The organism is Lysobacter sp. A378 (assembly GCF_054052125.1).
In genome coordinates this window covers 698,887-723,657 of sequence record NZ_JBSVRK010000002.1, presented here as the reverse complement: position 1 = coordinate 723,657, position 24,771 = coordinate 698,887, and the positions used below count along the sequence as shown (strand labels likewise).

Genomic DNA, 24,771 nt, shown 5'->3' with positions numbered 1-24,771 from the left:
GCAGCTTCGGGGTGGCAGGCACACGGTCACAACCAACTGACATCGATGCGGGCTGCCGATTACCCCTCCCCCGTACAGACCTGACGGAGTTCACCATGAATACGCTCACAAAAGCCCAGGCGACCGTCGCCAAGATACGCACGTTTGACCGCGCAAGGGGTCGAAACGCCCCAGCAATGAGTTTTTGTCCCTGAACGTTTGGACCACAGTTGCCCTGCACTGCGCGACCAACTGGATTCGGAACCGCTCTCCGACGGGCTCGCCGCCAGGAACCATCACTCGCCGCAGAGTGTTCCGAGGCGCGCACGCGCGAGGAATAGCATCACGATCGAAAGTGCGTCACCCACCTAATGCTGGATGACATCGGCCCACTCCGGATGCTTCAGCGACTGCGCTCGCACGTAGGGGCAGAGCGGTATGACGCGATAACCTTTGGCGCGGGCATCCGCGATCAGGGCCTCGACCAGCGCCAAAGCGGCGCCCGTGCCGCGGAGCGTATCGGGCGCCAAGGTGTGATCTGCAATGACAAGCACATCCGAAACTTTCGAGATGGTCAGTTCGCCCTCTCCGTCGATACCAGTGATACGGGCGACAAAGCGACCCTTGTGGCCTTTATCCTCGTATGAAATCAGAACCGCAGGTTTCTCAGTCATTTCAGCCTCTGTGAACATGATGGATAGGATGACTACACACCCGACCGGCACACGCCACCGCGGGACCGGCTCAGAGCGATGAATAGTTCGCTCTTTCGCATTTCTCCTTGCAGGCTGCTTGGTGGTAGTCGAAGTAGCGACAACTACCACCAGCAGATGTCAGACGTTCGCCTACCTCTTGGCTGATTCCTCGGCCGCCTTTTCGGCGTTGAAACCACCGAAGTTCTCGAAAACACCCATGAAGCCCGGGACCGTCGCCTCACGCGACCAGTCGCGTTGCAGCTCACAGTACATCTGTACCCGGCTGATAAGCTTCACACCCGCCTGCTCCATGCGACGTAGCGCCGCCTCATGCGCAGCCAGAGAAGTGCCGCCGACCGCATCGACAGGCACATAGACCTCATAACCTTCCTGGATCGCGTCGAGTGCAGGAAAGATCAGGCACGCTTCGGTCCAAAGCGCGGTCATGATGAGCTTCCGGCGGCCAATCGCCTTGACCGCCTCCTTGAACCCCGTGTCCTCCCAGCTGTTGATCGACGTGCGGTCGTAGGTCGGCAGGTGTCCGAGCACCTCCTGCAGTTCTGGAATCGGCGGCTTGTTGCGACCCGTCGCGATATTGACGGTCGAATGAATGATCGGAAGGTTGTAATTCACCGCCGCCTTGGCGGTGCTCACGATGTTGAACACCAGTTCGTCGCGCGGCATCGAGCGAATCGACGAGACCTGGACAGGTTGGTAGTCGATGATGATGAACGCCGAGTTCTCGGGTGTCAGTAGTTGGTCGGTCTGGGGATTGCGAATCGTTTCACTCGTCATAGCATTCTCTGGTGTTGTACGGGAGATTGGTTCTGCGGCAACAAACGCCTGCGGCGACGTAGACGGGAAACAGAATTGTGTTGTTTCCATGCTTGCTACGGTAGTCGTGTTCTGTGGCGAGCTCCGTCGCAAAAAGAGGAACACCAACGCGGACATCGAAGAACTGCGGACGTTCGTGCTACTGGCGCTTATCACCCATCAGGTGACTTGGCCGCCGTCAACGTCCAGCTTCAGCCTTGGCTCATTCACGTCGATGGCGGAGCGGACAGACTGAGCGGATCATCGGCGGTCTCCGTCGGGAAGTTGCCTGGGTCTGTAGGCTGTGCTGGCGCAACCTTTCGCTGAGGTTAGCGATTCTGTAGCGTTGCACCAGCCACATAATCTGGAAACTGGAGTTGCTGATGTCGGAACGCGTGCCCATAGACTTGCTGGATGTAATCGCGTTCGTTGAGGTGGTCGAGACGGGAAGCATTACCAATGCTGCCGCGCGCCTTGGCATCGCCAAGTCCATCGTCAGCCGCCGCGTCAGTCGCCTGGAGGCCGCCCTCGGCGCTCAATTGCTGATCCGAACGCCGAGAGGTACGACCCTGACCGACATCGGCCGCGAGTACCATGTCCGCGCTGGCGCCGGCCTGGCTGAACTGGAGTCGGCGCAGGAAGTTGTCAACAAACTGACAAGCGAGGTTTCCGGCAACCTCCGCATCCTGGTCCAGACCGCATTCGGCGAGTTTGTGGTTGCACCGCTGCTCGCCGAGTTTGCGCGGCTCCATCCGCGCGTCCAGTTCGACATCCGCTTCGAGGATCGTCAGGTGGACATGAACACTGAAGCCTATGATCTCTTGCTCTGGGTGGGTCCTGTCTCGGACCAGGCACTCATCACGCGCAAACTGGCCAGCGTCCATTGGGTCATCGTCGCCAGCCCGGACTATCTGGATACACAAGGACGACCAAATACACCCGCTGAAATGACCGCGCACGATGCCCTGCTCCATGCCATGGACACCGGTCATTGGCGTTTCCAGGGTCCCGGAGGCTGGGAACACGTACGCATGAACTCCAGCTTCCGCACCACCAACGGGCATATGCTCCTGGCTGCGGCGCGTGCGGGTCTGGGGGTGACCCTCGTCCCGAGGTTCATGGTTGCCGATTTGCTGGCGCGGGGTGAACTGGAAGCGGTGCTGCCTGCCTATCCGCACGAAGGCGCCGATCTGCATATCTTCATGCCAGCTGCCCGGTCCCGTATCGCCAGGGTGCGAGCGTTGGTGAACTTCCTGTACGACAGGATCACCCCGGAGGTCTGAGCAGGTCGACTGTGCTTGAGGCCGGCAGGTGCCAAGCTGCCACAACCAGCGCAACACCAAGCAATGCAAGGGCGGTAAACGCGACGGCAGAAGCGCTACTGGGGCCAGGTGGTCGCCAGCGGCTGTCGATCGACTGGGCAATGGGCGTGGCTACACTACGCCGATCGCGAATGCCTGTTCTGCCAATACAATCCGCGCCATGAATATTGCTACGGCGAAGCGCGCGACGTCTCCACGCCCGAGCCAACGAAGGTTCAACAGGGGCGTCTGGCGGGGCGTCTCAATCGCACCTGCTACCACCAACGCCGGTATGGCGATGAAAAGCGACGCGACTATCCACGGAGCCTGAAACCAGCCCACAACGTTGCCTCAAAGCCCGGACGGTGGGCTGGACGCGACCCATGGGCGACGGCGACGGCGACAGCCTGCTTGCGTTGCGGGCAGGTGAAGGTGGCGCTCGGGTATTGCTCTACGCCGGCCAGCCACAAAACATTTCGGTGGTTGCAAAGGGACCGTTCATCGCCGGGTCCCAGGAGGAACTGGCCGGCTACTATTCCGCCTATCGCCAGGGGAAGTTCCCCCACGCCGGCACGATGCGTCCTGTCACCTACTCCAGGGATGGCAGTAGTTCGACTACTCGGGACCCAGTCTGACAAGTCGTTGTTCGTTCCAGCGTTCCCATTCGTGCAACACAGCCTGACGAGAGACAGGGCTACCGCGCACAGCAGCTGGATGAGAAGGTTCACCCATCAACCTTCCCACAGCGAGAACAACTCACGTGGGTCCTTGAACCAACCATGTTGAAAAGGACGAACCTATGATCGATTTGAATGGGAAGCGTGCATTGGTAACCGGTGGGTCACGGGGCATCGGTGCCGCGATCGCGCTGGGGCTCGCAGAGAACGGCGCCGACGTCGCCTTCACCTACCAGAGCTCGGCCGAAAGAGCTGAAGCGCTGGCCAAGTCCATCGAGGGCACCGGGCGGCGCGCAATCCCCATCCAGGCCGATAGCGCCGATCCGGACGCCATCACTCGCGCCGTGAGCGAAGCCGTCTCAGCGCTCGGCGGGCTCGATATTCTCGTCAACAGCGCGGCCATCGGCCACAACGGAATGATCGCCGACCTTGATGTGAGCGAATATCAGGCCGTGATGGATGTCAACGTACGAGCGCCAGTGCTGTTTGCGAAGGCAGTAATCCCGCACCTCTCCGAAGGGGGACGCATCGTCACCATCGGTTCGGCCCTGGGTGAGCGGGTCCCCTTCCCGGGCATCACACTTTATGCGATGTCCAAGGCGGCACTTACCTCCTTCACCCGCGGCCTTTCGCGCGAACTCGGTCCCAGTGGCATCACCGTGAATCTCGTGCAGCCCGGGGCGACCAATACGGAATCAAATCCGGCTGACGGCGCGGCTGCCGATCTCCAGCGAAGCCTGACGTCGTTGGGGCGCTATGGCGAGCCGCGCGAAATCGCGAACGCCGTAGTCTTTCTTGCAAGTCCCGCGGCGAGCGTGATCACGGGCGCCATCCTGACCGCCGACGGTGGCGCAATCGCCTGATCGGTCCTGATATTCGCCAAGACATTTGTCCCCAACGACCGGCTGCGCGGCGAGAGCCCGCCGCCGTTTCTGGCCTGGAACCCGAGGCCTGCCCCAGCGTTTAAAGCGGTGCCGCAATGCGTAGGCGCCCGCGCAGGCCGCCCGCCGGCAGGATGTCTTCACGCTTCTGCCGCCAGACAGCAGTTGGTTCGTACATCAACGCAATCCGTGAGAATGCCCGTGTTCGATAACAAGATCGTATTGAAGACAGCCAACGAAGCCATTTCCGCAGGAGATATCGAAGGTTTTCTTTCCTTCTGCGACGACGATATCCACTGGGTGACGATCGGTGGGGACGCCCTTCAAGGAAAGGAGTCGGTCCGCGAGTGGATGAAGATCGAGTATGTCGATCCCCCTCGATTCTCCGTCACGGACCTTGTTGCAGAGGGTGATCTAGTTGTTGCCATCGGGCAGATCGAGACCAGGGACTCTGATGGAAAAACTGACTCATCTTTCTACAGCGACGTCTGGCGTTTTCGGAATGGCAAGATGGTCGAACTCCGTGCGTTCGTAGTTGGCAGGCCCGCGTGACTACGCAGACCAAGTATCACGCCTCCATGCACCGAACTTGAAGCCAAGTTCACGGCCAGGGGCCTGAGCGCGGACGAGTTGGAGCCGACGGACTACGACGTCTCGGGTCATCATGATTGGACTCCTTCGATAGAAGGTGATTCAGCGACCCTCTTCCTGAAGCGGGATGCCTTCTGACGATTGCCGCACAGCGCCATGCTGCACCAGCGGCGCCTGTGCGCCCGCGTGCGGTCGTAGAACCACAGGATGCATTCGGGATGCTCGCACTGTTTCACGAGCGAAAAATCGCCTTCGACGAGAAGCTCTGCCACCGCTTCGGCTACGGGACCGAGCCGGGATGCCGTGGTGTCGCTGCACGCAATGCGGGCCAGGATCAGGTTTCCTTCGCCATCGCGCTCAAGGTGTGGTGCGCTGCGGTAGGCGTGCAGGTACTCATTCAGGCCGTTGGGATCTGCTGTCCCCCCGCCCTCCTTGCGCTGGACGATCAGTAGACGCGCCAGTGCCCGTAGCGCCTTCGCCTGTGAAAGCAAGGCGCCATGGTCCACGGCGGCGCCAGCGAGTGTCGAAATAACACCTTGCTGTTCCAGCCATCGAAGCACGTCGCCGCCGCTGTGCCAGTACTCGATCGCTTCGCCGCTGGGGGTGCGGGCCTGGGTATTGAGTACGTCCAGCGCTAGATGTTCGCCCACCATCGGCGCTTCAACGGAGTTGCCTTGGGATGGGGCTTTGAGGTCTGTCATGTCGTAACCAGTAAACAAGCTGTTGACAGGTTACGCCGAAAGGGGAGATGATGCAACTCGTAACCGGTGTTAACCGTTTAGTCCGGTTACGACCCCCGTGACTACTCAGGATCCTCATGAACATCTCCAATCTGTTACTTGGCCTCGCAACGCTCGCTGCGCCTGTTGCCCACGCGCGGGACGCACCGATCCATGTGCACCACCGCACCACAACCGTCGAGGACGTCAGCGTGTTCTACCGGGAGGCCGGTCCGGTGGAGGCGCCAACCATCCTTCTGCTGCATGGATTCGGCGCGTCTTCGTACATGTTCCGCGAGCTCATTCCCGAACTGGCGCGGGACTATCACGTGGTGGCCCCTGACCTCCCCGGTTTCGGCCAGACAACGGTCATGCCAGGGGTGGAATTCGACTACACCTTCGACAACCTGACATCGGTCATCGATGCGTTCACCGAGGCGAAGGGACTGGATCGCTACGCCGTGTACGTGTTCGATTTCGGCGCTCCGGTCGGCTGGCGTCTGGCTGTGAAGCACCCCGAAAAGATCACTGCAATCGTGAGCCAGAACGGCAATGCCTACGAGGAAGGGTTGAGCCCCGGCTGGGCTGACATGCGCAAGGCATGGGCCGAGCCCACCGCAGAAAATCGCGAGGCGCTACGCCGGTTCAGCTCACCAGAGGTGGTCAAGTGGCAGTACGTCGAGGGCGTCAAGGACACCTCGTTGATCGCCCCCGAGACTTGGCAGCTCGCGTCCGCGGCAATCGAGCGTATCGGCGTCGAGGTGCAGATGGATCTGCTACTGGACTATCGCAAAAATATCGAGCAGTACCCGCAACTGCACGAGTACTTCCGGCGCCACCAACCGCCGACGCTGGTGATCTGGGGCGACAGTGATCCGTTCTTCCTACCTGCCGGCGCTGAAGCGTTCAAGCGCGACAACGTGAATGCAGAAGTGCAATTTCTCGATACCGGCCACTTCGCCATCGAAACCCATGGAGCTGAAATTGCGGCGGCGATGCGGGAGTTCCTGGGGCGTAGCGTCACGCCCTGAAGCGAGGCCTTGGCAGGCTGTCGGAGTAACGGCTCACCGTGTCCGCCAGCATCCGGTGGCCTATCGACACCAGTATAGCATCGCTATAGACATTCAAATATAGCGGTGCTATATTGCCTGCATGGATACACGCACCGCCCTACTCGTTGCTGCCCTCAAGCTTCTCGAGGAAGAAGGCGAGGCACAGTTCTCGACGCGCAGCGTCTGTGCGATCGCGAACGTCACCGCGCCCACGCTTTACCATCATTACGGCAGCGCCGACGGCCTTCTGAGCGCCGCGATCGCGAAGGCGTTCGCACAATTCCTCGAAAGCAAAAGGTCGGCGGTCCAATCCGCCGACCCGGTGCTGGCGCTACGCGAGGGTTGGGACGATTACGTGCGCTTTGCGGCGGCGCGCCCGCGGGTCTACACGGCGATGTTAAGCCGTGTTCTCGACGGTGCCACCATCCCCGCAGCCGAGCAGGCCTTCACGCTCCTGATCGAGCAGGTCTCGGCCATAGCCTCCAGCGGACGGCTCGCGCTTACCGTCGAGGCCGCTGCCGATGTGATGTGGGCGTCTGCCAACGCCGCGTCCCTGCTCCACGTAACGACTCAACTCCGCAAAGCGCCGCCGCCTTCATCCGCCGTTCTTGGGCAGATCCGCGAGAACGCCATACGCACCCTTCTGAACTCGGAATCAAAAGGTCTTTCCCAATGAAAATTCTTGTCACGGGAGGCACCGGCCTGCTCGGCGGCCGCCTGATCCCGAAACTCGTGGAGGACGGCCACCAGATATTCGCCCTCACGCGGTCCGCATCGTCTCACGACAAACTGAAGGCACTAAGGGCATCGCCGGTCGATGCCGATCTGGAAAGTAGCGCACCTCTGTCGTTGCCGGCGATCGACGCCGTCGTGCATGCCGCCGCCCTGTTTCGCTTTTCGGGGCCACGCGCGCCCTTCTTTCGCACCAACGTCGACGGCTCTGTCGCGCTCCTCAAGGCCGCCGAGAATGCCGGAGCAAAGACCTTCGTCTATATCAGCGCGGCGGGTATCGTCATGGACGATGCCGGCACACCTGTCCGCAACGCCGATGAAAGCGCGCCCACATTCCCGAACCACTTCTCCGCCTACCTGGCGAGCAAGGCGCGGGCTGAGCCGCTGGTGTTGTCGGCCAACAAGCCCGGCTTTCGCACGATCGCGCTTCGCCCACCAGCGATCTGGGGGCCGGGTGACCCGTTCAGTCGGGCGCTTCCCGAAGCAGTCAAATCCGGCCAGTTCGCCTTCATCGACCGCGGGGACTACGCTTTTTCGACCTGCCATGTGGACAATGTTGTCGAAGCCATACAGTGCGCTCTTGAACGCGGAGAAGGCGCCCGCGCCTACTTCATCAAGGACCAGGAAGGCCAGACCTTCCGCGAGTTCGTCGCGGCGCTCGCGAGCTTGCAGGGTTTGTCCATCGACAAGCTGCGCTCGATGCCCTACTGGCTAGCATCCGCCATGGGCCGATTGCTGGATGCGGTCTGGCTCGTCACGCGGAAACATGGCGACCCGCCTGTCTCGCGCTCGATGATGCGCATGATCGGGCGCGAGTTCACCATCAACGATGCCGCTGCACACCGAGAGTTGGGCTATGTCGGAAGAACGTCGCGCGCCGCCGGCTTGCAAAGCTACGGGGAGCCGCTCGACGCGTGACACAGCACCGTGTGCTTCCTTACGGTCGGCGAATCACCAGGTTGCGGATTTCGGTCATGTCTTCCATCGCGAAACGCACACCTTCGCGGCCCAGGCCCGAATCCTTGACCCCGCCATAGGGCATGTTGTCGACGCGATAGCTGGGCACGTCGTTGATCACTATGCCGCCGACATCGAGATGATCCCAGGCGTCGAACATCTTGAACAGGTCGCGGGTGAAGACGCCCGCCTGCAATCCGAATTTGGAGGCGTTGACCTCGGCGAGTGCGGCAGTGAAATCGGTGAAGCTTGACAGCACCGCGACCGGGCCGAATGCCTCTTCGATGACAATCTTGGTGTCAGCAGGCACGGCTTCGAGCAGGGTGGCGTCGAGCATCGCGTCGTCGCGGCTGCCGCCGCAGAGCAGAGTGCCGCCGGCGGCGACCGCCTCGTTGATCCAGGTCTCGAGCCGTGTCGCTTCCTTGACATCGATCATCGGGCCGATGAACGTGTCGCGCAGCTTGGGGTCTCCCGCCACCAGCGTCTTCGTCCTGGCGACCAGCATGTCGCGGAAGCGGTCGTAGACATCGGCGTGAATGATGATGCGCTGCACCCCGATACAGCTCTGCCCGGACTGGTAGAAGGCGCCGAAGATGACGCGTTCGAGCGCATCGTCGAGATCGGCATCGGCATCGACGATCACCGCGGCATTGCCGCCGAGTTCCAGCACCACCTTTTTCTTGCCGCTGCGCGTCTTGAGGTCCCAGCCGACATCGGGCGATCCGGTGAACGAGAGCAGCTTGAGCCGGTCGTCGGTGGTGAACAGGTCGGCACCGTCGCGGCTGGTGGGCAGGATCGAGAATGCGCCTTTGGGCAGGTCGGTCTCGGCAAGCACTTCGCCGATGATGATCGCGCCCAAGGGGGTCCGGCTCGCCGGCTTCATCACGAACGGACAGCCCACCGCGAGCGCCGGGGCGATCTTGTGCGCGGCCAGGTTGAGCGGGAAGTTGAACGGCGAGATGAAGGAACACGGCCCGATGGGCACGCGCTTCCACATGCCCTGATAGCCCTTGGCGCGCGCCGAGATGTCGAGCGTCTGGACCTCGCCGTTCATCCGCACCGACTCCTCGGCGGCGATGCGGAAGGTGTCGATCAGTCGGGCGACCTCGCCCTCGCTGTCCTTGATCGGCTTGCCCGCCTCGACGCACAGCGCGTAGGCGAGCTCGTCGAACCGCTCGGTGAAGCGGGTGACGCAATGGGTGAGCACCGCCTGGCGCTCGTAGCTCGCCATCCGCGCCATCGGCTCTGCCGCCTCGACCGCACCCGCGATCGCCGTATCGATCGTCGCGACATCGGCCCGCGCGACGCGGAACGCGACCTCGCCGGTGAACTTGTCGGTCACTGCGAGATCGGTGTTCGGCTGCTGCGCGACGTTGTTGAGATAGAGCGGATAGACGGACTTGAGCCTGGTCATTCGAAACTCCTGGGCTGCATCCCGCTTCCGGCAAAATCCGGGGAACGGGACAGCGATTACAATTCGTTCGACAGCTTTTTGATGTCGTTGTGGAGGATCTGGTCGTTCTCCGAATAGTCGACCGGGCACTCGATCAGATGGACGCCAGGCGTGTTGCAGGTTTGCGCGAGCAACTGCTTGAGATGCTCGGCGCTTTCGGCGCGATGGCCGAACGCGCCATAGCTTTCCGCGTACTTGACGAAATCGGGGTTGCCATAGGTCAGCCCCCAGTCCTTGAAGCCCATGTCCGCCTGCTTCCAGCGGATCATGCCGTAGCTGTTGTCGTTGAGGATCAGCACGGTGAGGTTGAGCTTCAAGCGAACGGCCGTCTCCATCTCCTGGCTGTTCATCATGAAGCCGCCATCGCCGCAGATCGCCATCACCTTGCGATCGGGATAGACCATCGCCGAGGCCATGGCCGAGGGCAGGCCCGCGCCCATCGTGGCGAGCGCATTGTCGAGCAGCGCCGTATTGGGGCGGTAAGCCGGATAGTCGCGCGCGAACCAGATCTTGTACACCCCGTTGTCGAGGCAGATGATGCCGTCTTCGGGCATCGCCGCGCGGACCTGTTCGACCAGAAAGGGCGGGAAGATGGGGAAGCGTGCATCGCCCGAGATCGACGCGGTGTGCGCGACCTGGCGCTTGCGCGCCGCCAGCATCGCGTCGAACTTCCAGCCCCCATTGGGAACGATGTCCTGCTTGATCTGCCAAATCGCGTTGGCGATGTCGCCGATAACCTCGATCTGCGGGAAATAGACCGGGTCGACCTCGGCGGTCTTCGACGAGACATGGATCACCTGCGCGCCGCCCGCATGCATGAAGAACGGCGGCTTCTCGATCACGTCATGACCAATATTGACGATCAGGTCGGCGGACTCGACCGCGCGGTGGACAAAATCGCCCGCTGACAGAGCCGCGCAGCCGACAAACCTGGGGTGACGTTCGTCGATCACGCCCTTGCCGAGCTGAGTGGTAAGGAACGGGATGCCGGTCTTCTCGACGAACTGGAGCAGCATCCGGCTGGTCATGGTGCGGTTGGCGCCTGCGCCGATCACCAGGATCGGCGACTTGGCGTTTTCAAGCGCAAGCACCGCAGCGCGGATCGACTTCACATCGGCCGTGGGGCGCCGCGTGTGGCTGCGTTTGAGCGGCAGGGATTCGGTCTTCTCGTTGGCGACATCCTCGGGAAACTCGATATGCGTCGCGCCTGGCTTCTCTTCTTCGGCGAGCCGGAAAGCCTCGCGCACCCGGCTGGGGATGTTGTCGGCGCTGGCGAGTTGATGGGTGAACTTGGTCAGCGGCTTCATCATGCCGACCACATCGAGGATCTGGAAGCGGCCTTGCTTCGACTTCTTGATCGGCTTTTGCCCGGTGACCATCAGGATCGGCATGCCGCCAAGCTGCGCATAGGCAGCGGGGGTGACCAGATTGGTCGCGCCCGGCCCCAGGGTCGCCATGCATACCCCCGCCTTGCCGGTATGCCGGCCATAGGTCGCGGCCATGAAGCCTGCGCCCTGTTCGTGCCGGGTAAGGATGAACTGGATACTGGTCGAGCGGCTGAGGCTGTCGAGCATGTCCAGGTTCTCCTCGCCGGGAACCCCAAAAATGTACTCCACCCCCTCTTCCTCCAGACACTGGATGAAGAGATCGGATGCTTTGGTCATGATGGGATTCCTCCGGAGCAGGCTGCTTATCAGGATAAAGTCTTGCACATCATTGTCTGTTCCAGTGTTCCTGCGTGTGCAACACAGCTTGACGCGAAACAGTGCTACCGCGCACAGCAGCCGGATGAGAAGTTACACACTTCGGTTCGGCCCACTCAGGGCCGCCGACTGCTCACTCGCTTGAGGAGATAACCCATGCCGACACTCTATACGATGCCCGAAACCTGTTCGCTGTCGCCGAACATCGCCGTGGCTTGGCTCGACGCGCCGATCGAGGTTCACAACATCGCCTACGGCGATCAGAAGAAGGACGACTATCTCGCCATCAACCCAAAGGGTCAGGTTCCGGCCGTGCGGTTCGATGACAGCGACGTACTGACCGAAGCGGCGGCAATCCTGGCGTGGCTCGGCGCCACCTACGAAAGCGAAGGCTATGCCCGTGACACGCGACTCGCCCGCAAGGAAGCCGAAGCCTTGGCCTTCATGACCTCGGAAGTGCATGCAGCCTATGGCGGTCACTTCAATACCAGGAAGTTCGCCCAGAGCGCAGCAGCGCAGAAGGAAGTCAAGCTCAAGACCTATGAGAAGCTCGCAGGTCATTACCAGAGGATGGATGACACACTCGGTGAAAACGGCGGCGAATGGTATCTGGGGCAACGTTCCTTTGCCGACACTTTCCTGTATGTGTTGACCCGCTGGATCGAGAAGACACCGCTGGCGATCGACACTTACCCGGCGTTGAAGGCGCACCGTGCACGAATGGAAGCCGATGAAGGCGTGAAGCTGGCACTCGCGCGCCAATCGATGGAGCCGATCGGATGACTGACGATACCGGCAACAGGAACGACTGGCCTTCCCTACCCTACGACGTCTGGGCTGAAACCTGTACCGCCCTGCATCTGTGGACCCAGATCGTCGGCAAGTACCGGTTCGCGCACACGCCGTGGGTGAATCACTCCTGGCACGCCACGCTCTACGTCACGCCGCGCGGTCTTACGACGGGTGCCGTTCCCGACGGCGAAGGAGGCGTCACGCTGACCTTCGACTTCCACGAGCACGTGCTTGTGGGTGAAACGCGCGATGCGCGCGAGAGCTTCCCGCTGGAGGCGATGAGCGTGAGCGAGTTCCTGGAGCGCACGTCCCGCATGGTGGAGCGGCTTGGTGGGCGGATGGACATCCATGGCGCTCCCAACGAGATCCCGGATGCGAAGCCGTTTGCTCAGGACACCGCGCTCCGGCCATACGACCGGGAGGCGGTCCGTCGGTTCCACAAGGCCTCGTTGCAGATTGAGCGGGTCTTCACGCGGTTTCGCACCGGCTTCCTTGGCAAGGTTTCGCCTGTGCATTTGTTCTGGGGATCTTTCGATCTGGCCGTCACCCGGTTCTCAGGCCGCAAGGCGCCCCTTCATCCGGGCAAGGTTCCGGCGCTTCCCGATGACGTTACGCGGGAGGCCTATAGCCATGAGGTGTCTTCCGCCGGGTTCTGGCCAGGCGGTGGCGGTGTGGACGAGGCGATGTTCTATTCCTACGCCTATCCAGCGCCCGACGGCTTTGCCGACCATTCCGTCGAACCGGCGGCGGCGCGCTTCGACAAGAAGCTTGGCGAGTTCGTGCTGCCCTACGAGGCAGTGCGAACCAGCGCTGATCCCGAGGGCGACCTGATGCGCTTCCTGCAATCAACCTACAAGGCCGCCGCGGACCTGGCCGGATGGGACCGGCAGGCGCTCGAATGCGATGTCGGCATCCCGCGGGTACCTCGCAAGGTGCACGTCTGAACAATGGATATCGCGACCATCGAAACCGGCCACAGCGCGGGTGACCTGATCCGCCTGGTCTCGCTGCTCGCCGCAGCAGTGATCGCCGTACCACTGTTTCGTCGAATCGGCCTGGGGTCGGTGCTGGGATATCTGGCAGCCGGCCTCGCCATTGGCCCCTTCGGGCTGGCGCTGTTCTCCGATCCGGGCGCCATCCTCCACATCGCCGAACTGGGGGTGGTGATGTTCCTGTTCGTCATCGGGCTGGAGATGCGTCCGAGCCACCTGTGGCAGCTGCGGGGACAGATTTTCGGATTGGGTACCCTGCAGATCGGCGCGGCCGTTGCCGCGCTGTCTGGCGTAGGCATGGCGTTGGGGTTCCCCCCGGCAGTCGCTTTCATCAGTGGGGCCGGCTTCGTGCTGACCTCGACCGCCATCGTCTTCCAAGTGCTGGGCGAGCGCGGCGACCTGGCCACCCCTGCTGGCCAGAAGATGGTTTCGGTGCTGCTGTTCGAGGACATGCTGATCGTGCCGCTTCTGGCACTGGTGGCGTTCATGGCGCCCGCCGCGCCCGAAGCTTCAGCGGGAGCCCGGTGGATGGAGGTGCTTTGGGGGCTCGGTGCCATCCTGGCGCTGATTGTGGCCGGGCTATGGCTGCTCAATCCTTTGTTTCGGATCCTCGCGGCCTCAAAGGCGCGCGAGGTGATGACCGCCGCGGCGCTGCTGGTCGTGCTGGGCTCTGCCCTACTGATGGAACTGGGCGGGCTGTCGATGGCAATGGGTGCGTTCCTGGCGGGCGTGCTGTTGTCGGAGTCGACGTTTCGGCACCAGCTCGAAGCCGACATCGAGCCGTTTCGTGGCCTGCTGCTGGGGCTGTTCTTCCTGGCGGTGGGCATGTCGCTGGACCTGACGGTGGTGACAGCCAACTGGGTTCTGATCGCAGTTGCGGTACCGGCAATGATGCTGGCCAAGGGTGTGTGCATCTACCTTGTGGCACGGTTGCTGCAAAGTTCGCATCATGAAGCGCTCGACCGCTCGGTGCTGATGGCCCAGGGCGGTGAGTTTGCCTTCGTGCTTTATGCGGCGGCCGCCGGGGTCGGACTGATCGATGCGAGCGTCAACGCCAACCTGACCGCGATCGTCGTTCTGTCGATGGTGCTCACCCCGATGATGCTGATTGTCGTTCGACCTCTGCTTCGTCGCGGGGGGGCTTCGCTCGATGGCATCGACCCGGCGAAGAGTCTGCGCGCCAGCGTGCTGGTCATCGGGTTCGGGCGCTTCGGCCAGGTCGCCAGCCAGTCGTTGCTGGCCGGCGGCATGGACGTGAGCATCATCGACAACGACGCGGACAGGATCCGCAATGCCGAGCGCTTCGGCTTCAAGGTCTACTACGGCGACGGATCGCGCTTGGACGTGCTACAGGCTTCCGGCGCCGAAAAGGCACGTGCCGTTCTGGTCTGCATCGACGACCCGAAGGCCGCCACGCGCATCACCGAACTGGTGCGCTCGGCATTTCCGAACACAATCCTGATGGTCCGTGCCTACGACCGGGCGCACGCCCGCGAGCTGGTCCACGCCGGAGTCGACGTGCAAGTCCGGGAGGGTTTCGAGTCGGCGATGCTGTTTGGGCGCCGTGCGCTCGAGTTGCTTGGAGTGAACGTGCTCGCGGCCCAGACCGTATCCGATGACATCCGTGCACGCGATGCCGAACGCTTCGCCCTGGAAGTGTCGAGCAACGACGATCGGGCCGGGATGGACAAGCTTTTCCAGAACCGTGAGGGGACCCGGGTGGAGCCGGTCCCCTTCGTCGAACCCGAGCGTCAAGCACCGTGACTCCAAGTGCGGAGCGCCTCCCCTTGGCCACGGCCTCATCGAGCGTGTCATCTTCTCGCTGTCTTCGACAGGGTAATGATGACCACACCGGCCAGGATGATCGCCATCCCGACGAGGTCATACCGGCCGACGTGTTCGCCGGCAAGCAACACGCCGAACAGCACCGCCACCGGCGGGTTGACATAGGCATAGCTGGTGGCGACCGCCGGTCGTGCGTGTTTGAGCACATACAGGTAGGCGCTGAAGGCAATGATCGAGCCGAATACCCCCAGGTAAACCAGTGCCAACGTCGCGCGAAGGGTCGGCGCGGCCGGCAGCGTTTCGCCACTGGCAAAACCCACGCCAAGCAGGGCGACGCTGGCGCACAGCATCTGCGCTGCGGTGTTCATCGGTCCGACGGGCATGTCCTGGCGGCGACTCCAGACCGAGCCGAACGCCCAGCACGCCGCCGCGGTCAGCAAGGCAATCGCTCCCAGGCGCGCACCGGACAGACCGCTGCCCATGTTGAGCACGATCACGCCGGCGAAGCCGACCAGCAGGCCAATGGTTTCCCGGCGGGTCGGCCATTGCCCGTACATGCCGGAGAACGCCGCCGCGAACAGCGGCATGCTGGATACAGCAACCGCCGCGATGCCCGAGCTCACCCGCTCTTGGGCGAAGCACACCAGGCCGTTGCCAAACCCGAGCAACAGCAGACCGGTGATCGCCGCATTGCGCCATTGCAGGCGGGTTGGCGTGGCGTGTCCGCGCCAGCGCAGGAACGCGTAGAACGCTGCGCCGGCACCCAGGAATCGCAAACCCGCCAGCAGGAACGGCGGATAGCTTTCCAGCGCAAAGTGGATGCCGAGGTAGGTGGAACCCCAGACCACGTATAGCGTGAACAGGGCTAGCGGGATCAGCACGCGCGGCTCGAGGGCCGACGAAGCCGGCGATGCCGTTGTGGCGGGGGTGGAGCGATCAGACATGGGGGCGTGCCGTTCCTGGGTGCCGCATTATCCGTGAGTCATCGAACGGGCACGAGTGCCACCGGCGGAACTATCACCCATCGTTTCTTCATGGTTTGCTCTGAGCCGATGCAGGAGAATCTACTCCGGCCTCCTTTTCAGTCCCAGTCTCGCCCCCCCCCGAGGTAAGCACCATGTCCAACTCCAAAACCGTCAATCGCCAGATCACACTGGCCTCGCGTCCGGCCGGCGCCCCGACCGTCGACAACTTCAAGACGCTGGAAACTCCCGTGCCGACGCCTGCCGAGGGCCAACTGGTGTTGCGCAACGTATATCTGTCGCTGGATCCCTACATGCGTGGCCGCATGAGCGACGCCCCGTCGTACAGCGCGCCGGTGGGCATCGGCGAGGTGATGGGTGCCGGCACCGTGGCGCGGGTGGAAGCCTCGCTTCACCCCGATTACCGGGTCGGAGACCTGGTGCTGGCCCAGGGCGGTTGGCAGGATTACGCGTTGTCCGACGGCAGCGACCTCAACCGGCTTGATGCCGACATGGCGCATCCTTCGCTTGCTTTGGGCGTGCTGGGCATGCCCGGCTTCACCGCCTACATGGGCCTGCTCGACATTGGCCAACCCAAGGCCGGCGAGACCGTGGTGGTGGCCGCTGCCAGCGGCGCGGTCGGCTCGGCGGTCGGCCAGATAGCCAAACTCAAGGGCTGCCGCGTGGTGGGCATCGCCGGTGGCGCGGAGAAGTGCCGCTACGTGGTCGACGAGTTGGGCTTCGATGCCTGCATCGACCATCGCGCGACGGACTTTCCGCAGCAGCTGGCATCGGCTTGCGCGGACGGCATCGATATCTATTTCGAGAACGTCGGCGGCGCAGTATTCGATGCGGTGTTGCCGCTGTTGAATACCAAGGCCCGGATCCCGGTGTGCGGACTGATCGCGCATTACAACGACACCGAACTACCGCCCGGCCCGGATCGCCTGGGCCTGCTGACCCGCACGTTGCTGACCAAGCGCATCAGGATGCAGGGCTTCATCATCTTCGACGACTACGGCGACCGCTACGGCGAGTTCCTCAAGGAAATGAGCGGGTTGGTCAAGCAAGGGAAGATCAAGTTCCGCGAGGACATCGTCGATGGGCTGGAAAACGCGCCGCAGGCGTTTATCGGCCTGCTGGAAGGCCGCAATTTCGGCAAGCTCGTGGTTCGCATTGCCCCGCAGTGAACCACCTGCAGAGAACCCGCGATTCCCCGCGCCCGCCAACGACCACGCGCACGTATCAATCACCCTTGTTCGAGGCTAAAACACGCCTGTGGTAGCTTGCGCATCGCACCATTACGGAGTTGCCATGAGCTCACCCCACCGTTCTCGCCTCGTCATTTTCTCCCTAGTCATTGCGGCCTTGTTCGCTGCTGGCGGCTGCGACCTGTTTGACTTCGGTGGGCGTGGGCATGAGATCGGAAAATACGAAAGCGTGCCGGAGCTGGGTACGGAGGAGATCGGTGCAGCCCGTTTCCTGTTCGGCGATTTCAATGGCCTCAGCACCGAAACTCTGGAAGCCAGTGCGGTGCCGTGGAAACTGGCTGCGACGGTTCTGCTTCTCAACGAACATCCAGGCGAAACGCCGAGCCAGGATGCATTGCGGGCGCAGCTCCAACGCTACGGCTTGTTCAAGCCTGTTGCAGTACGTAACTGGCCATTGAAACAGCCACCGGAATTCGCGTGGCCAATGGGCTTGGTCGTGGGCGCAATCGAACGTCGAGTGCCTCCCATCGAACTCGAAGTGGCCACAATTGGTTGCGCAAGTTGCCACGCTGGCACTCTTTATGATGCACAAGGTGCACCCACCTTCGAAGCTTGGCTCGGCACGCCCAATACCTCACTCGATATCGATGGCTATGCCGACGCGGTGTTCAGCGGCCTGCGCGCATATCGCAAACAACCTGAAGTGGTGCTCACTGCTTTGCGCACACTGTTTCCGCAAACCAGTGACCGCGAAATCACCACCCTGCGTCGTTTTGTATGGCCACTTCTAAACCGGCGCATGGTTGAACTCGAGCGGGAGGGTGCCGCGCTACCGTTTCGCAACGGTGGGCCAGGACGCAGCAACGGGATCGATGCGCTGAAGCTGCGATTGGGCATGCCGGTGCATGACGCGGGGGATTCCGCCACCGTGAGCATTCCGGGCCTGGGTGATCGTGTACTTCGAAGCTCGCTGTTGGTCGATGGCCTGTATGCGACAAAAGGCGGTCAACGTTTCGTCGGCCATGAGCGTGCGGGTGTCATCGAAACCGCTGAACGGCAGTCGACGATCGTCGGCTTCTTCACCGTGACGACCATGGGGGTCCCGCATCGGCAGGCACCTGAGGGAATGCCACGAATTGCCGAGACGCTGCAGTTCCTTGATCGGCACGCAGCGACGCCACTCTTTCCAGGCGCACTCGATATGCCTCTCGCTGCGCGCGGCGCCGCGCTGTATGCCGAGCGATGCGCCAGCTGCCACGGTCGGTACGTGGAAGTCGATGGCAGGCCGCGGCTGCAGGAGTTTCCAAACCGGTTAGTGACCCTTGCTGAAATCGGCACTGATCCTGACCGTTCGCGCGCGGTCGATGAAGCACTGCTGAAGCGTATCCGTGCGTCTACGCTCAACCGCTACCTTGATGCCGAAGCGACAGACGGGTATGTCGCGCCGATCCTGACCGGCGTGTGGGCTACTGCGCCCTACCTGCACAATGGATCCGTGCCTACGTTATGGCATCTGTTCAATCCTGCCCAGCGGCCGCAACGCTTCATGGTTGGCGGCCATCGTCTCGATCTGCACAAAGTCGGCATCGACGGTGTCGACGGGATCGGCGGCCGGCACTATCCCCCCGACTATGTACCGTGGGCGGATGCGCAGTGGTACGACACCGCTCTGCCGGGACGGGACCGTCGTGGACACGAGACGGAGGTGCTGGGGCTGGATGCTGAGCAACAAATGGCCCTGATCGAATACCTCAAGCGCCTGTAAGCGCGGAGTAATCCTGCTCAGCATCATCCGCCGCGATGATGAGTTCATCCACCGGCAGGCGTGCACTGCGTGGCAGCGACGCTGACGGCGAGGGACCGATGCGCATGACGTTGAGGTAACGCTGCCCGACCCGCAAACGGTGCAGCCTCTCCAGTGCGGCGCGTCCCGCGTTGGTATCCACCAGGGCCGACATCGGGACCGCAGCAAAGCCCGCCGCAGTGAGCCGGAGCCAGAAGCGATACCACAGCCGACCGGCATGGAAATCGTCGATTTCAGCATCGGCTGCAAGCACCACGATGGCGGTTGCTGAAAGTACTTTTTCGCGTTCCTCCACCAGCAGGCCGCCAAGTCCCGACGCAGCCAGGAATGACGCCAAGGCGGGCCGCATCAGGCAGTTCGCACCCCAGGCTTCGAACGCGTTCAACTCCAGACAGGCCGCATCGAGTCCATCGCGGTGTGCTTGCGGATGTCCTGCGGACAGACGCAGCCAGCCGTACAGTTCCGCCCCCATGGCACGATCACGCAGCAGCGCGATGCTCGCTCCTTGTTGGGCGATGGCCACGCCGGCGATGTGTGCGGCATCGACTGGCTGCGCAATCGCGTGATGTTCAGCCAGGCAGGCCAGAAACCGTTCGCGTTCGGGCTGTGTTGCTGGCCGGAATGGTTTCCGGCAAGTATGGCGATCTGATTGCATTGCCGCCAAAGGATCGACAATGCCACCCCGGTGCAGTCTGGCCCTCGCCCGACGACGTGGCCCTGGCGCAGGCGGATAGCTCGCTTCGTCGAGTATGGGCGCATCGAGCAGGTAGCCATCGCGTGATGCCGCCAGTTGCAAGCCTTCCCAAGCCATTCCCAGAACGAGAGTGTTGTCGCGGCCGCTGCGGTCTCCCACGGCCAACCAGCGCGCCGTGTCTTCCCACAGTTCAAGCTGCTCCTCCCGCAGGCGCCAGCGCGCCGGTTGGCAGTTGTGTGGACTGGGCGCACGTGCGGCTTGCGCGACCCAGTGCCTAATCAAGCCAGATGCGACGCCTCTCATGCCAGCGACTTGCTGAACAGATGCAGGCGGTGCAAGGGCCGCGCATCGAGCTTCTCCATCTGCCGGAGGCTGGCCAAGTTGTCGTCGGAGACCCAGCTGATGCCGAGCCGCTCGTATCCCCCATCGCACATCGCAGTGAGCACACGTTGCAACATCACGCCGTTTACGCCCAGATTGTGGTGGGAGCGCCGTACCGAGTAGAACAGCAGCGCTGCGCGGCGTGGCCGGCGATGACGCAAGTAGTGCCACGGCGCACTCCAGCCGAGCCGGTAGTGCATTGCGTGCAGCAAGGGATTGAGATCGGGAATGCAGAGTATCGCGCCGACCGGCACGCCGCGATGGCGCGCCATGCAGGACAAGCGCTCGTCCATCACAAGCCCCAACCCTTTGCTTGGAAAGATGAACTCCTCCTCAGTCAACGGCACGAACATGGGGTTGTCGGCAAAACCGTCGTTGAGAACGCCGCAGGCCGCCCGCAAGCTTGCCTCCAGTCCACGCTTGGGAATAGGCCGGAAGCTCCAGTCCGGATCGGCGAGCAGCATGCGCTGGCGAGACCCCAGCAGCACCTCCTCGTCGACGGCATCCGTGTCGATTTCAAAGGTCCGCATCGGGTACGTACGCTCAAAACCGCAAGCTTCCAGCAGGCCTGGCAGGTACGGAGGCGACCAATCCTGGTATGTGTAGGGCCGGTGCTCATGGCCGCCGGTGAGGGTGCCGACCATCTGGGTGATCGTGAGATTGAAGTTGCCTATCAGCTCGTTGCAACCGCGCGAACGTCCCCAATCACCGCACGCCTCAAGCAGTGCGGCGGCCACAGCCTGATCGTCGACGCAATCGAGCATCCCGAAGTAGCTGCGGCGTAAACCATGCAAACGGTTGGAAACCTCGTGGATATGTGCAGTGATGCGGCCAACGACTCGATCACCGCGGTGCGCTGTAAACCAGGTCAGGCGCGCGCGCCCCTGCTGCAGGAGCGGATTCCGCTCCGGCGCGAAGGCGGCACGAAGATCCGATTCCAGCGGCGAGGCAAGGTAGGCATCGCGCCCGTACACCGCAAAGGGAGCAGCGAAGAATGCAGCGAAATCCCCTTCGACGATGTGTACATCCATGTTGATGAACCTGTTTATGGGCCAATGGCCAGGCGCTGGGCGAGACGCTGGATGATGCCTGCACGCAGATGCGACACACTTTCGCTCGACGAGGAAGGCATTTGCAGGAGCACCAGTAACGGGGGATACGCGCGTATCGGCAACGCGTAGTTCATGCGGTGCCGCTCGAGGAGATCGAGCCACTGTTCGCCTGCTTCGGACAACAGCGGATCTTTACACCCGGCAGAGACGCGCGCCTGGGAAAGCGAAACGGGCGAATCGGCAAGCCGCCACAAGACAGACGCGTCGTAATCATCAAGGTCCGACTCCTGCAGGCGCAGATGGCTCTGCGTTTGCGGATAGTTACGCAATCCGGCGAGCAAGGTTTCGGCATCGTCGAGCGGAGTCGCTTGCAGCCAGCGCAGGAAGTGATTTTCCGCGCTCGACACCGACAATGCGCGGCTGCTGGCCACGATGGCGCCGAACATCAGTAGCGCAATCGCTACCGGCCAGGCACTCAGAGTCCGATGCCACAGGGCTTCTCCAGCGAACCCCAGCACCCACGCGAACAGTCCCGCGAGAACCAGTCCCAGTGCCACCCATACGAGTACACGTGTGATCAGTTCCCGGACGATGCTCAAACGCGCCTCGGTCGCGAGCATCACATGGATGAACAGCATCGCCGCCAAGCTTCCCAGACGGACTGGCGGGTAGCCGATCAGTGTGCGGAAGTCGCTGACCAGCAATGGGGTGGCCAGTAGCGCGACCAGAACCAGCGCGCTGACCAGGCGACGCTCCTCGACACCAAGCGCATCGTGACCACGTAGCAACAAGACGCCGTTGCAGCTCACCACTGCGGCGAGCACAAGCGCGAATGCCACCGGCCACAATGGTTGGTGCGCCAGTGGAACAAGTAGATTGAGGACGAAGAAAGCCAAGGTCACCGTCAGCGTAAACAGCTTGACCCACAGTGGATGGTGCCGACGCAGTATCCTTTCGCAGAACAGGGTGATCGCGAGCGGCAAGAGCGTTGCCGCGGCAAAAGTGAGGCGATTGAGCCGGACGCCATCGTTCATCCAGTCGATGCCGCGCAAGACCATCAACGCGCCCAACATGGCGACCAGAAATATTGCCGCGCGTCCGCCGGCTGGTGCTTCCGACTTCCATAGAAATCGCAGATACGGTACGCAGGCCGCGGCGGCGATCAAGGACAGCGCGGCGTCGACACTGATTGCGCTATCCACGCATCAGCCTCGCCATGAAGCGGCGCACCATGAAGCGCCGCAGCGCAGCCACCGGCTTCGGGCGCGGTCGCTCCACCTGCATCGTCCACGGATTAAAAAAGTATCCTCGCGCGTCTGCCATCGGCGTACGACCGAGCAGACACTTGACGACTTCGAATGCCATCATGTTGCCGGTAGTGATTACCATGGGCGCGAACGACATGCGTTTGCGCGTCCCCGCGATCAGTTCGCGCCCGAGTTCAAAATCGATGTGGTTCGCGGAACTGGAATGCACCATCACGTACTCCAGCTCGCGACCGAAGCAGGCCTGCAGCAACTCCGGTGTGAATTGCGCAGGTTTGACGCCTAGCGATGGGTAGCCCAGGCGCTGTTCGGGTCGCAGGTCCTGTGGCGATACCGCGATAACCGATGGCAACGGCGAAGTGTACGCGTCGATCACAGTGGCACCGTGCACGGCGGCGCGGCGATACAGGTGGATGCCCATCGCAATGTCGTCCATGCCATTGATGACGATGCGATGTCGATCGAGCAATTCGTCGAGTTGCTGCGGCCATTCGCGCCCGAGCACCTGCAGGTGGAGTTGCGGATTGATCCGCTGCAGCGCCGACGCCGTGGCCTGCGCCTTGTCGCTGCCTATGGTGTCGATGTTTGCGAATACCTGGCGGTTGAGATTGGATAGCTCAAAGGTATCAATATCGGCCAGAGTCAGTGCGCCCAGGCCCAACCTCGCCAATGCCTGTACCGCTGCCCCGCCCATGCCGCCAACGCCGATCACCAGCACGCGGCCTTCCCGCAACTTTTGCTGCTCACTGGCGTTGACGAATCCAAGATTGCGGTCGACGAACTCCGCGTAGTCGAAAGCCGAATCCAGACTCATGCAGCGCTCCGTGCGCGCAGCTCACCCATCGCTTCGCGTGGATTGAGCCAATGAACCAGCGGCAGCAACACCCAACCCAGCAGCAGGAATGCCAACTGCCACGAAAGCCCCAGCAATGAATTTCGTGGTACGTCACGCAGCAGATATCGGCGGGCTGCGGTGAGATCGAAACGCGCGACCTGGAGGAAGTCGTCGCCGCGAGCGTAGTCCAAGTGCTCGCGGCAGACTTCGTTGGCGCGGTCGTCGCGATGCTTTTGTGCCTGGTCGAAGGTTTTTTTCAAGTTGTCGGAACCACCGGTATAGGCATTGGCGATGACGAATTGCGCCTCGTCGAAACTGGCTTCGGCGCCCACACCAAAAACACCCCGGTGTCGACGCATGATCTCGCGTGCCACGCTCAGGTGATCGAAACTGCGCCGAACCTGCGAGAAAGGATTGGGCCAGGCCGTGGGGAACGCTTCTGCGACCTTGCCGATAATGGCTGGCACCTGGGTGACGTTGCTGATCCACAGTGGTCGCAAGCCACGACGGAAGAAGATCAGGATGCAGGTCAGCCCATAAAGCACCCATGACAATCCCTGGGTACGGAACTTTGGGTCGACCACCACCAGCCCGAGGTGGAGTGCGCGCGTGGGCACACCACGCACTTCGATGTCCATGAACGACAGGGCGTTGAATGCCACCGCTTCCCCGTTTTTGGCGTCGTAGAGCACGGTGATCACCGCTTGCTGCAGACGCACGGGATCGCCTGACACAACACCATAGTCGAGGTCATGGCCTATGCCGTGTCGGGTGATGCCACGCAGTTGCACCAGTAGCGCTTCGATTTCCTCCTCCCGCATCCACAGCCCCGGCCTTTCGATTACCCGTACTTGTACGCTGCGGCTGACTGACCAGCGCAGATCGAGAAACCGAATGTATCGAGTGAATCGCTGCCATCCCACCATGGGCCACCCCTGTCAAAACACGTGCATCCCGGACTCGAGACCTGGCCGACGCATCAATGATGAATTTTGAGCGCATGGTTGCCACTCATACATGAGCCATGCTCACCATTTCCACCGGTGCATTCAACGTTGAAGTGCACGGTGACCGTGGTTGAAGAATACCTCGCCTGGTGTCAGGTAGCCCAGTCGCTTCCTCGGTCGGTCATCCATCTGACCCACAGCCGCTTGCAGTTCCTTCTCCGTGATCGAGATGAAGTCACACGGGCGCGGCAAGCCGTTGAAGTTCTCGCGGCAGCCGCGTTGCCACGGGCTGTGGGGATCGGCGAACAGGTCAGGTTGTGCACGAAGCTGATGCGGCTCATTCGACCCGGGAGGCTCAGCGCCACTGTGCCGGCAGTGCTAGTAGCTAGGCGCAGGCGACGTTGCACCATGAGGTCGATCGGTGGCGCGCCGATTCGACCCGGTCCAGTCGACGGTCTCCGGTAGAGTGCGACACGTAGCCCATACATCCATCCACGG

The 24,771-nt window shown here is 62.2% G+C and carries 23 protein-coding genes; 12 read left to right on the top strand and 11 right to left on the bottom strand.

The window, feature by feature from the left end:
- Nucleotides 1–347 precede the first annotated feature (347 nt).
- Nucleotides 348–653 (bottom strand): GNAT family N-acetyltransferase, encoded by a 306-nt coding sequence (locus ACW7G1_RS09260; protein ID WP_456979444.1) that lies wholly within the window; start codon nt 651–653, stop codon nt 348–350.
- Nucleotides 654–824: 171 nt separating this feature from the next.
- Complete coding sequence (locus ACW7G1_RS09255) at nt 825–1,559, bottom strand: hydrolase (protein WP_456979443.1); 735 nt, start codon at nt 1,557–1,559, stop codon at nt 825–827.
- A 311-nt stretch (nt 1,560–1,870) separates the two neighbouring features.
- Between ACW7G1_RS09255 and ACW7G1_RS09250 the strand changes: the two genes are divergently transcribed.
- The 4 genes from ACW7G1_RS09250 (at nt 1,871) to ACW7G1_RS09235 (ending at nt 4,898) form a co-directional block, all read left to right on the top strand.
- Nucleotides 1,871–2,770, top strand: coding sequence for a LysR family transcriptional regulator (locus tag ACW7G1_RS09250; RefSeq protein ID WP_456979442.1), 900 nt, complete (start codon nt 1,871–1,873; stop codon nt 2,768–2,770).
- Between the two features lie 401 nt (nt 2,771–3,171).
- Complete coding sequence (locus tag ACW7G1_RS09245; protein WP_456979441.1) at nt 3,172–3,423, top strand: pirin-like C-terminal cupin domain-containing protein; 252 nt, start codon at nt 3,172–3,174, stop codon at nt 3,421–3,423.
- Nucleotides 3,424–3,587: 164 nt separating this feature from the next.
- Nucleotides 3,588–4,328 carry an SDR family NAD(P)-dependent oxidoreductase gene (locus tag ACW7G1_RS09240; protein ID WP_456979440.1) on the top strand — a complete coding sequence of 247 codons (741 nt, stop codon included), beginning with the start codon at nt 3,588–3,590 and terminating at the stop codon, nt 4,326–4,328.
- 219 nt (nt 4,329–4,547) lie between these two features.
- Nucleotides 4,548–4,898 carry a nuclear transport factor 2 family protein gene (locus ACW7G1_RS09235; protein WP_456979439.1) on the top strand — a complete coding sequence of 117 codons (351 nt, stop codon included), beginning with the start codon at nt 4,548–4,550 and terminating at the stop codon, nt 4,896–4,898.
- A 110-nt stretch (nt 4,899–5,008) separates the two neighbouring features.
- On the opposite strand, the gene ACW7G1_RS09230 is transcribed toward ACW7G1_RS09235, so the two are convergent.
- The gene (locus tag ACW7G1_RS09230; RefSeq protein WP_456979438.1) at nt 5,009–5,638 is read right to left on the bottom strand and encodes a CGNR zinc finger domain-containing protein; all 630 of its coding nucleotides are present in this window, start codon (nt 5,636–5,638) and stop codon (nt 5,009–5,011) included.
- Between the two features lie 194 nt (nt 5,639–5,832).
- Here ACW7G1_RS09230 and ACW7G1_RS09225 point away from each other — a divergent pair, with 194 nt between their 5' ends.
- The 3 genes from ACW7G1_RS09225 (at nt 5,833) to ACW7G1_RS09215 (ending at nt 8,358) form a co-directional block, all read left to right on the top strand.
- Complete coding sequence (locus ACW7G1_RS09225; protein WP_456979437.1) at nt 5,833–6,687, top strand: alpha/beta fold hydrolase; 855 nt, start codon at nt 5,833–5,835, stop codon at nt 6,685–6,687.
- A gap of 121 nt (nt 6,688–6,808) precedes the next feature.
- Nucleotides 6,809–7,384, top strand: a complete 576-nt coding sequence (locus ACW7G1_RS09220) for a TetR/AcrR family transcriptional regulator (protein WP_456979436.1) — start codon at nt 6,809–6,811, stop codon at nt 7,382–7,384.
- Nucleotides 7,381–8,358, top strand: a complete 978-nt coding sequence (locus ACW7G1_RS09215; RefSeq protein ID WP_456979435.1) for an NAD-dependent epimerase/dehydratase family protein — start codon at nt 7,381–7,383, stop codon at nt 8,356–8,358. Before ACW7G1_RS09220 ends, ACW7G1_RS09215 begins: the two co-directional genes overlap by 4 nt.
- A 19-nt stretch (nt 8,359–8,377) precedes the next feature.
- Here ACW7G1_RS09215 and ACW7G1_RS09210 read toward each other — a convergent pair whose 3' ends face one another.
- Both ACW7G1_RS09210 and ACW7G1_RS09205 read right to left on the bottom strand, forming a co-directional pair.
- Entirely contained in the window at nt 8,378–9,811 is a 1,434-nt protein-coding gene (locus ACW7G1_RS09210) for an aldehyde dehydrogenase family protein (protein ID WP_456979434.1), read from the bottom strand.
- Between the two features lie 56 nt (nt 9,812–9,867).
- On the bottom strand, nt 9,868–11,514 hold the full coding sequence (locus tag ACW7G1_RS09205) for an acetolactate synthase large subunit (protein WP_456979433.1): 1,647 nt from the start codon (nt 11,512–11,514) through the stop codon (nt 9,868–9,870).
- 195 nt (nt 11,515–11,709) lie between these two features.
- Between ACW7G1_RS09205 and ACW7G1_RS09200 the strand changes: the two genes are divergently transcribed.
- The 3 genes from ACW7G1_RS09200 to ACW7G1_RS09190 are packed head-to-tail and all read left to right on the top strand — an operon-like array spanning nt 11,710 to nt 15,101.
- On the top strand, nt 11,710–12,336 hold the full coding sequence (locus ACW7G1_RS09200) for a glutathione S-transferase family protein (protein ID WP_456979432.1): 627 nt from the start codon (nt 11,710–11,712) through the stop codon (nt 12,334–12,336).
- Nucleotides 12,333–13,289, top strand: coding sequence for a DUF5996 family protein (locus ACW7G1_RS09195; RefSeq protein WP_456979431.1), 957 nt, complete (start codon nt 12,333–12,335; stop codon nt 13,287–13,289). Before ACW7G1_RS09200 ends, ACW7G1_RS09195 begins: the two co-directional genes overlap by 4 nt.
- Nucleotides 13,290–13,292: 3 nt before the next feature.
- Nucleotides 13,293–15,101 carry a monovalent cation:proton antiporter-2 (CPA2) family protein gene (locus ACW7G1_RS09190; protein ID WP_456979430.1) on the top strand — a complete coding sequence of 603 codons (1,809 nt, stop codon included), beginning with the start codon at nt 13,293–13,295 and terminating at the stop codon, nt 15,099–15,101.
- A 47-nt stretch (nt 15,102–15,148) separates the two neighbouring features.
- On the opposite strand, the gene yedA is transcribed toward ACW7G1_RS09190, so the two are convergent.
- Complete coding sequence (gene yedA, locus ACW7G1_RS09185) at nt 15,149–16,066, bottom strand: drug/metabolite exporter YedA (RefSeq protein ID WP_456979429.1); 918 nt, start codon at nt 16,064–16,066, stop codon at nt 15,149–15,151.
- Nucleotides 16,067–16,239: 173 nt separating this feature from the next.
- Between yedA and ACW7G1_RS09180 the strand changes: the two genes are divergently transcribed.
- Both ACW7G1_RS09180 and ACW7G1_RS09175 read left to right on the top strand, forming a co-directional pair.
- A complete protein-coding gene (locus ACW7G1_RS09180) occupies nt 16,240–17,274 on the top strand; it encodes an NADP-dependent oxidoreductase (RefSeq protein ID WP_456979428.1) in 1,035 nt (344 codons plus the stop codon).
- A 124-nt stretch (nt 17,275–17,398) separates the two neighbouring features.
- Nucleotides 17,399–19,060: a c-type cytochrome gene (locus ACW7G1_RS09175; RefSeq protein WP_456979427.1), complete on the top strand. Its 1,662-nt coding sequence runs from the start codon at nt 17,399–17,401 to the stop codon at nt 19,058–19,060.
- On the opposite strand, the gene ACW7G1_RS09170 is transcribed toward ACW7G1_RS09175, so the two are convergent.
- The 5 genes from ACW7G1_RS09170 to ACW7G1_RS09150 are packed head-to-tail and all read right to left on the bottom strand — an operon-like array spanning nt 19,047 to nt 24,147.
- Complete coding sequence (locus ACW7G1_RS09170; protein ID WP_456979426.1) at nt 19,047–20,075, bottom strand: hypothetical protein; 1,029 nt, start codon at nt 20,073–20,075, stop codon at nt 19,047–19,049. The genes ACW7G1_RS09175 and ACW7G1_RS09170 overlap by 14 nt on opposite strands.
- A gap of 17 nt (nt 20,076–20,092) precedes the next feature.
- Nucleotides 20,093–21,205: a GNAT family N-acetyltransferase gene (locus ACW7G1_RS09165; protein ID WP_456979425.1), complete on the bottom strand. Its 1,113-nt coding sequence runs from the start codon at nt 21,203–21,205 to the stop codon at nt 20,093–20,095.
- A gap of 14 nt (nt 21,206–21,219) precedes the next feature.
- Nucleotides 21,220–22,428: a hypothetical protein gene (locus ACW7G1_RS09160; protein ID WP_456979424.1), complete on the bottom strand. Its 1,209-nt coding sequence runs from the start codon at nt 22,426–22,428 to the stop codon at nt 21,220–21,222.
- Nucleotides 22,421–23,305 (bottom strand): ThiF family adenylyltransferase, encoded by an 885-nt coding sequence (locus tag ACW7G1_RS09155; protein WP_456979423.1) that lies wholly within the window; start codon nt 23,303–23,305, stop codon nt 22,421–22,423. The genes ACW7G1_RS09160 and ACW7G1_RS09155 overlap by 8 nt, the downstream gene beginning before the upstream one ends.
- On the bottom strand, nt 23,302–24,147 hold the full coding sequence (locus ACW7G1_RS09150; RefSeq protein WP_456979422.1) for a hypothetical protein: 846 nt from the start codon (nt 24,145–24,147) through the stop codon (nt 23,302–23,304). Before ACW7G1_RS09150 ends, ACW7G1_RS09155 begins: the two co-directional genes overlap by 4 nt.
- Between the last annotated feature and the right edge of the window lie 624 nt (nt 24,148–24,771).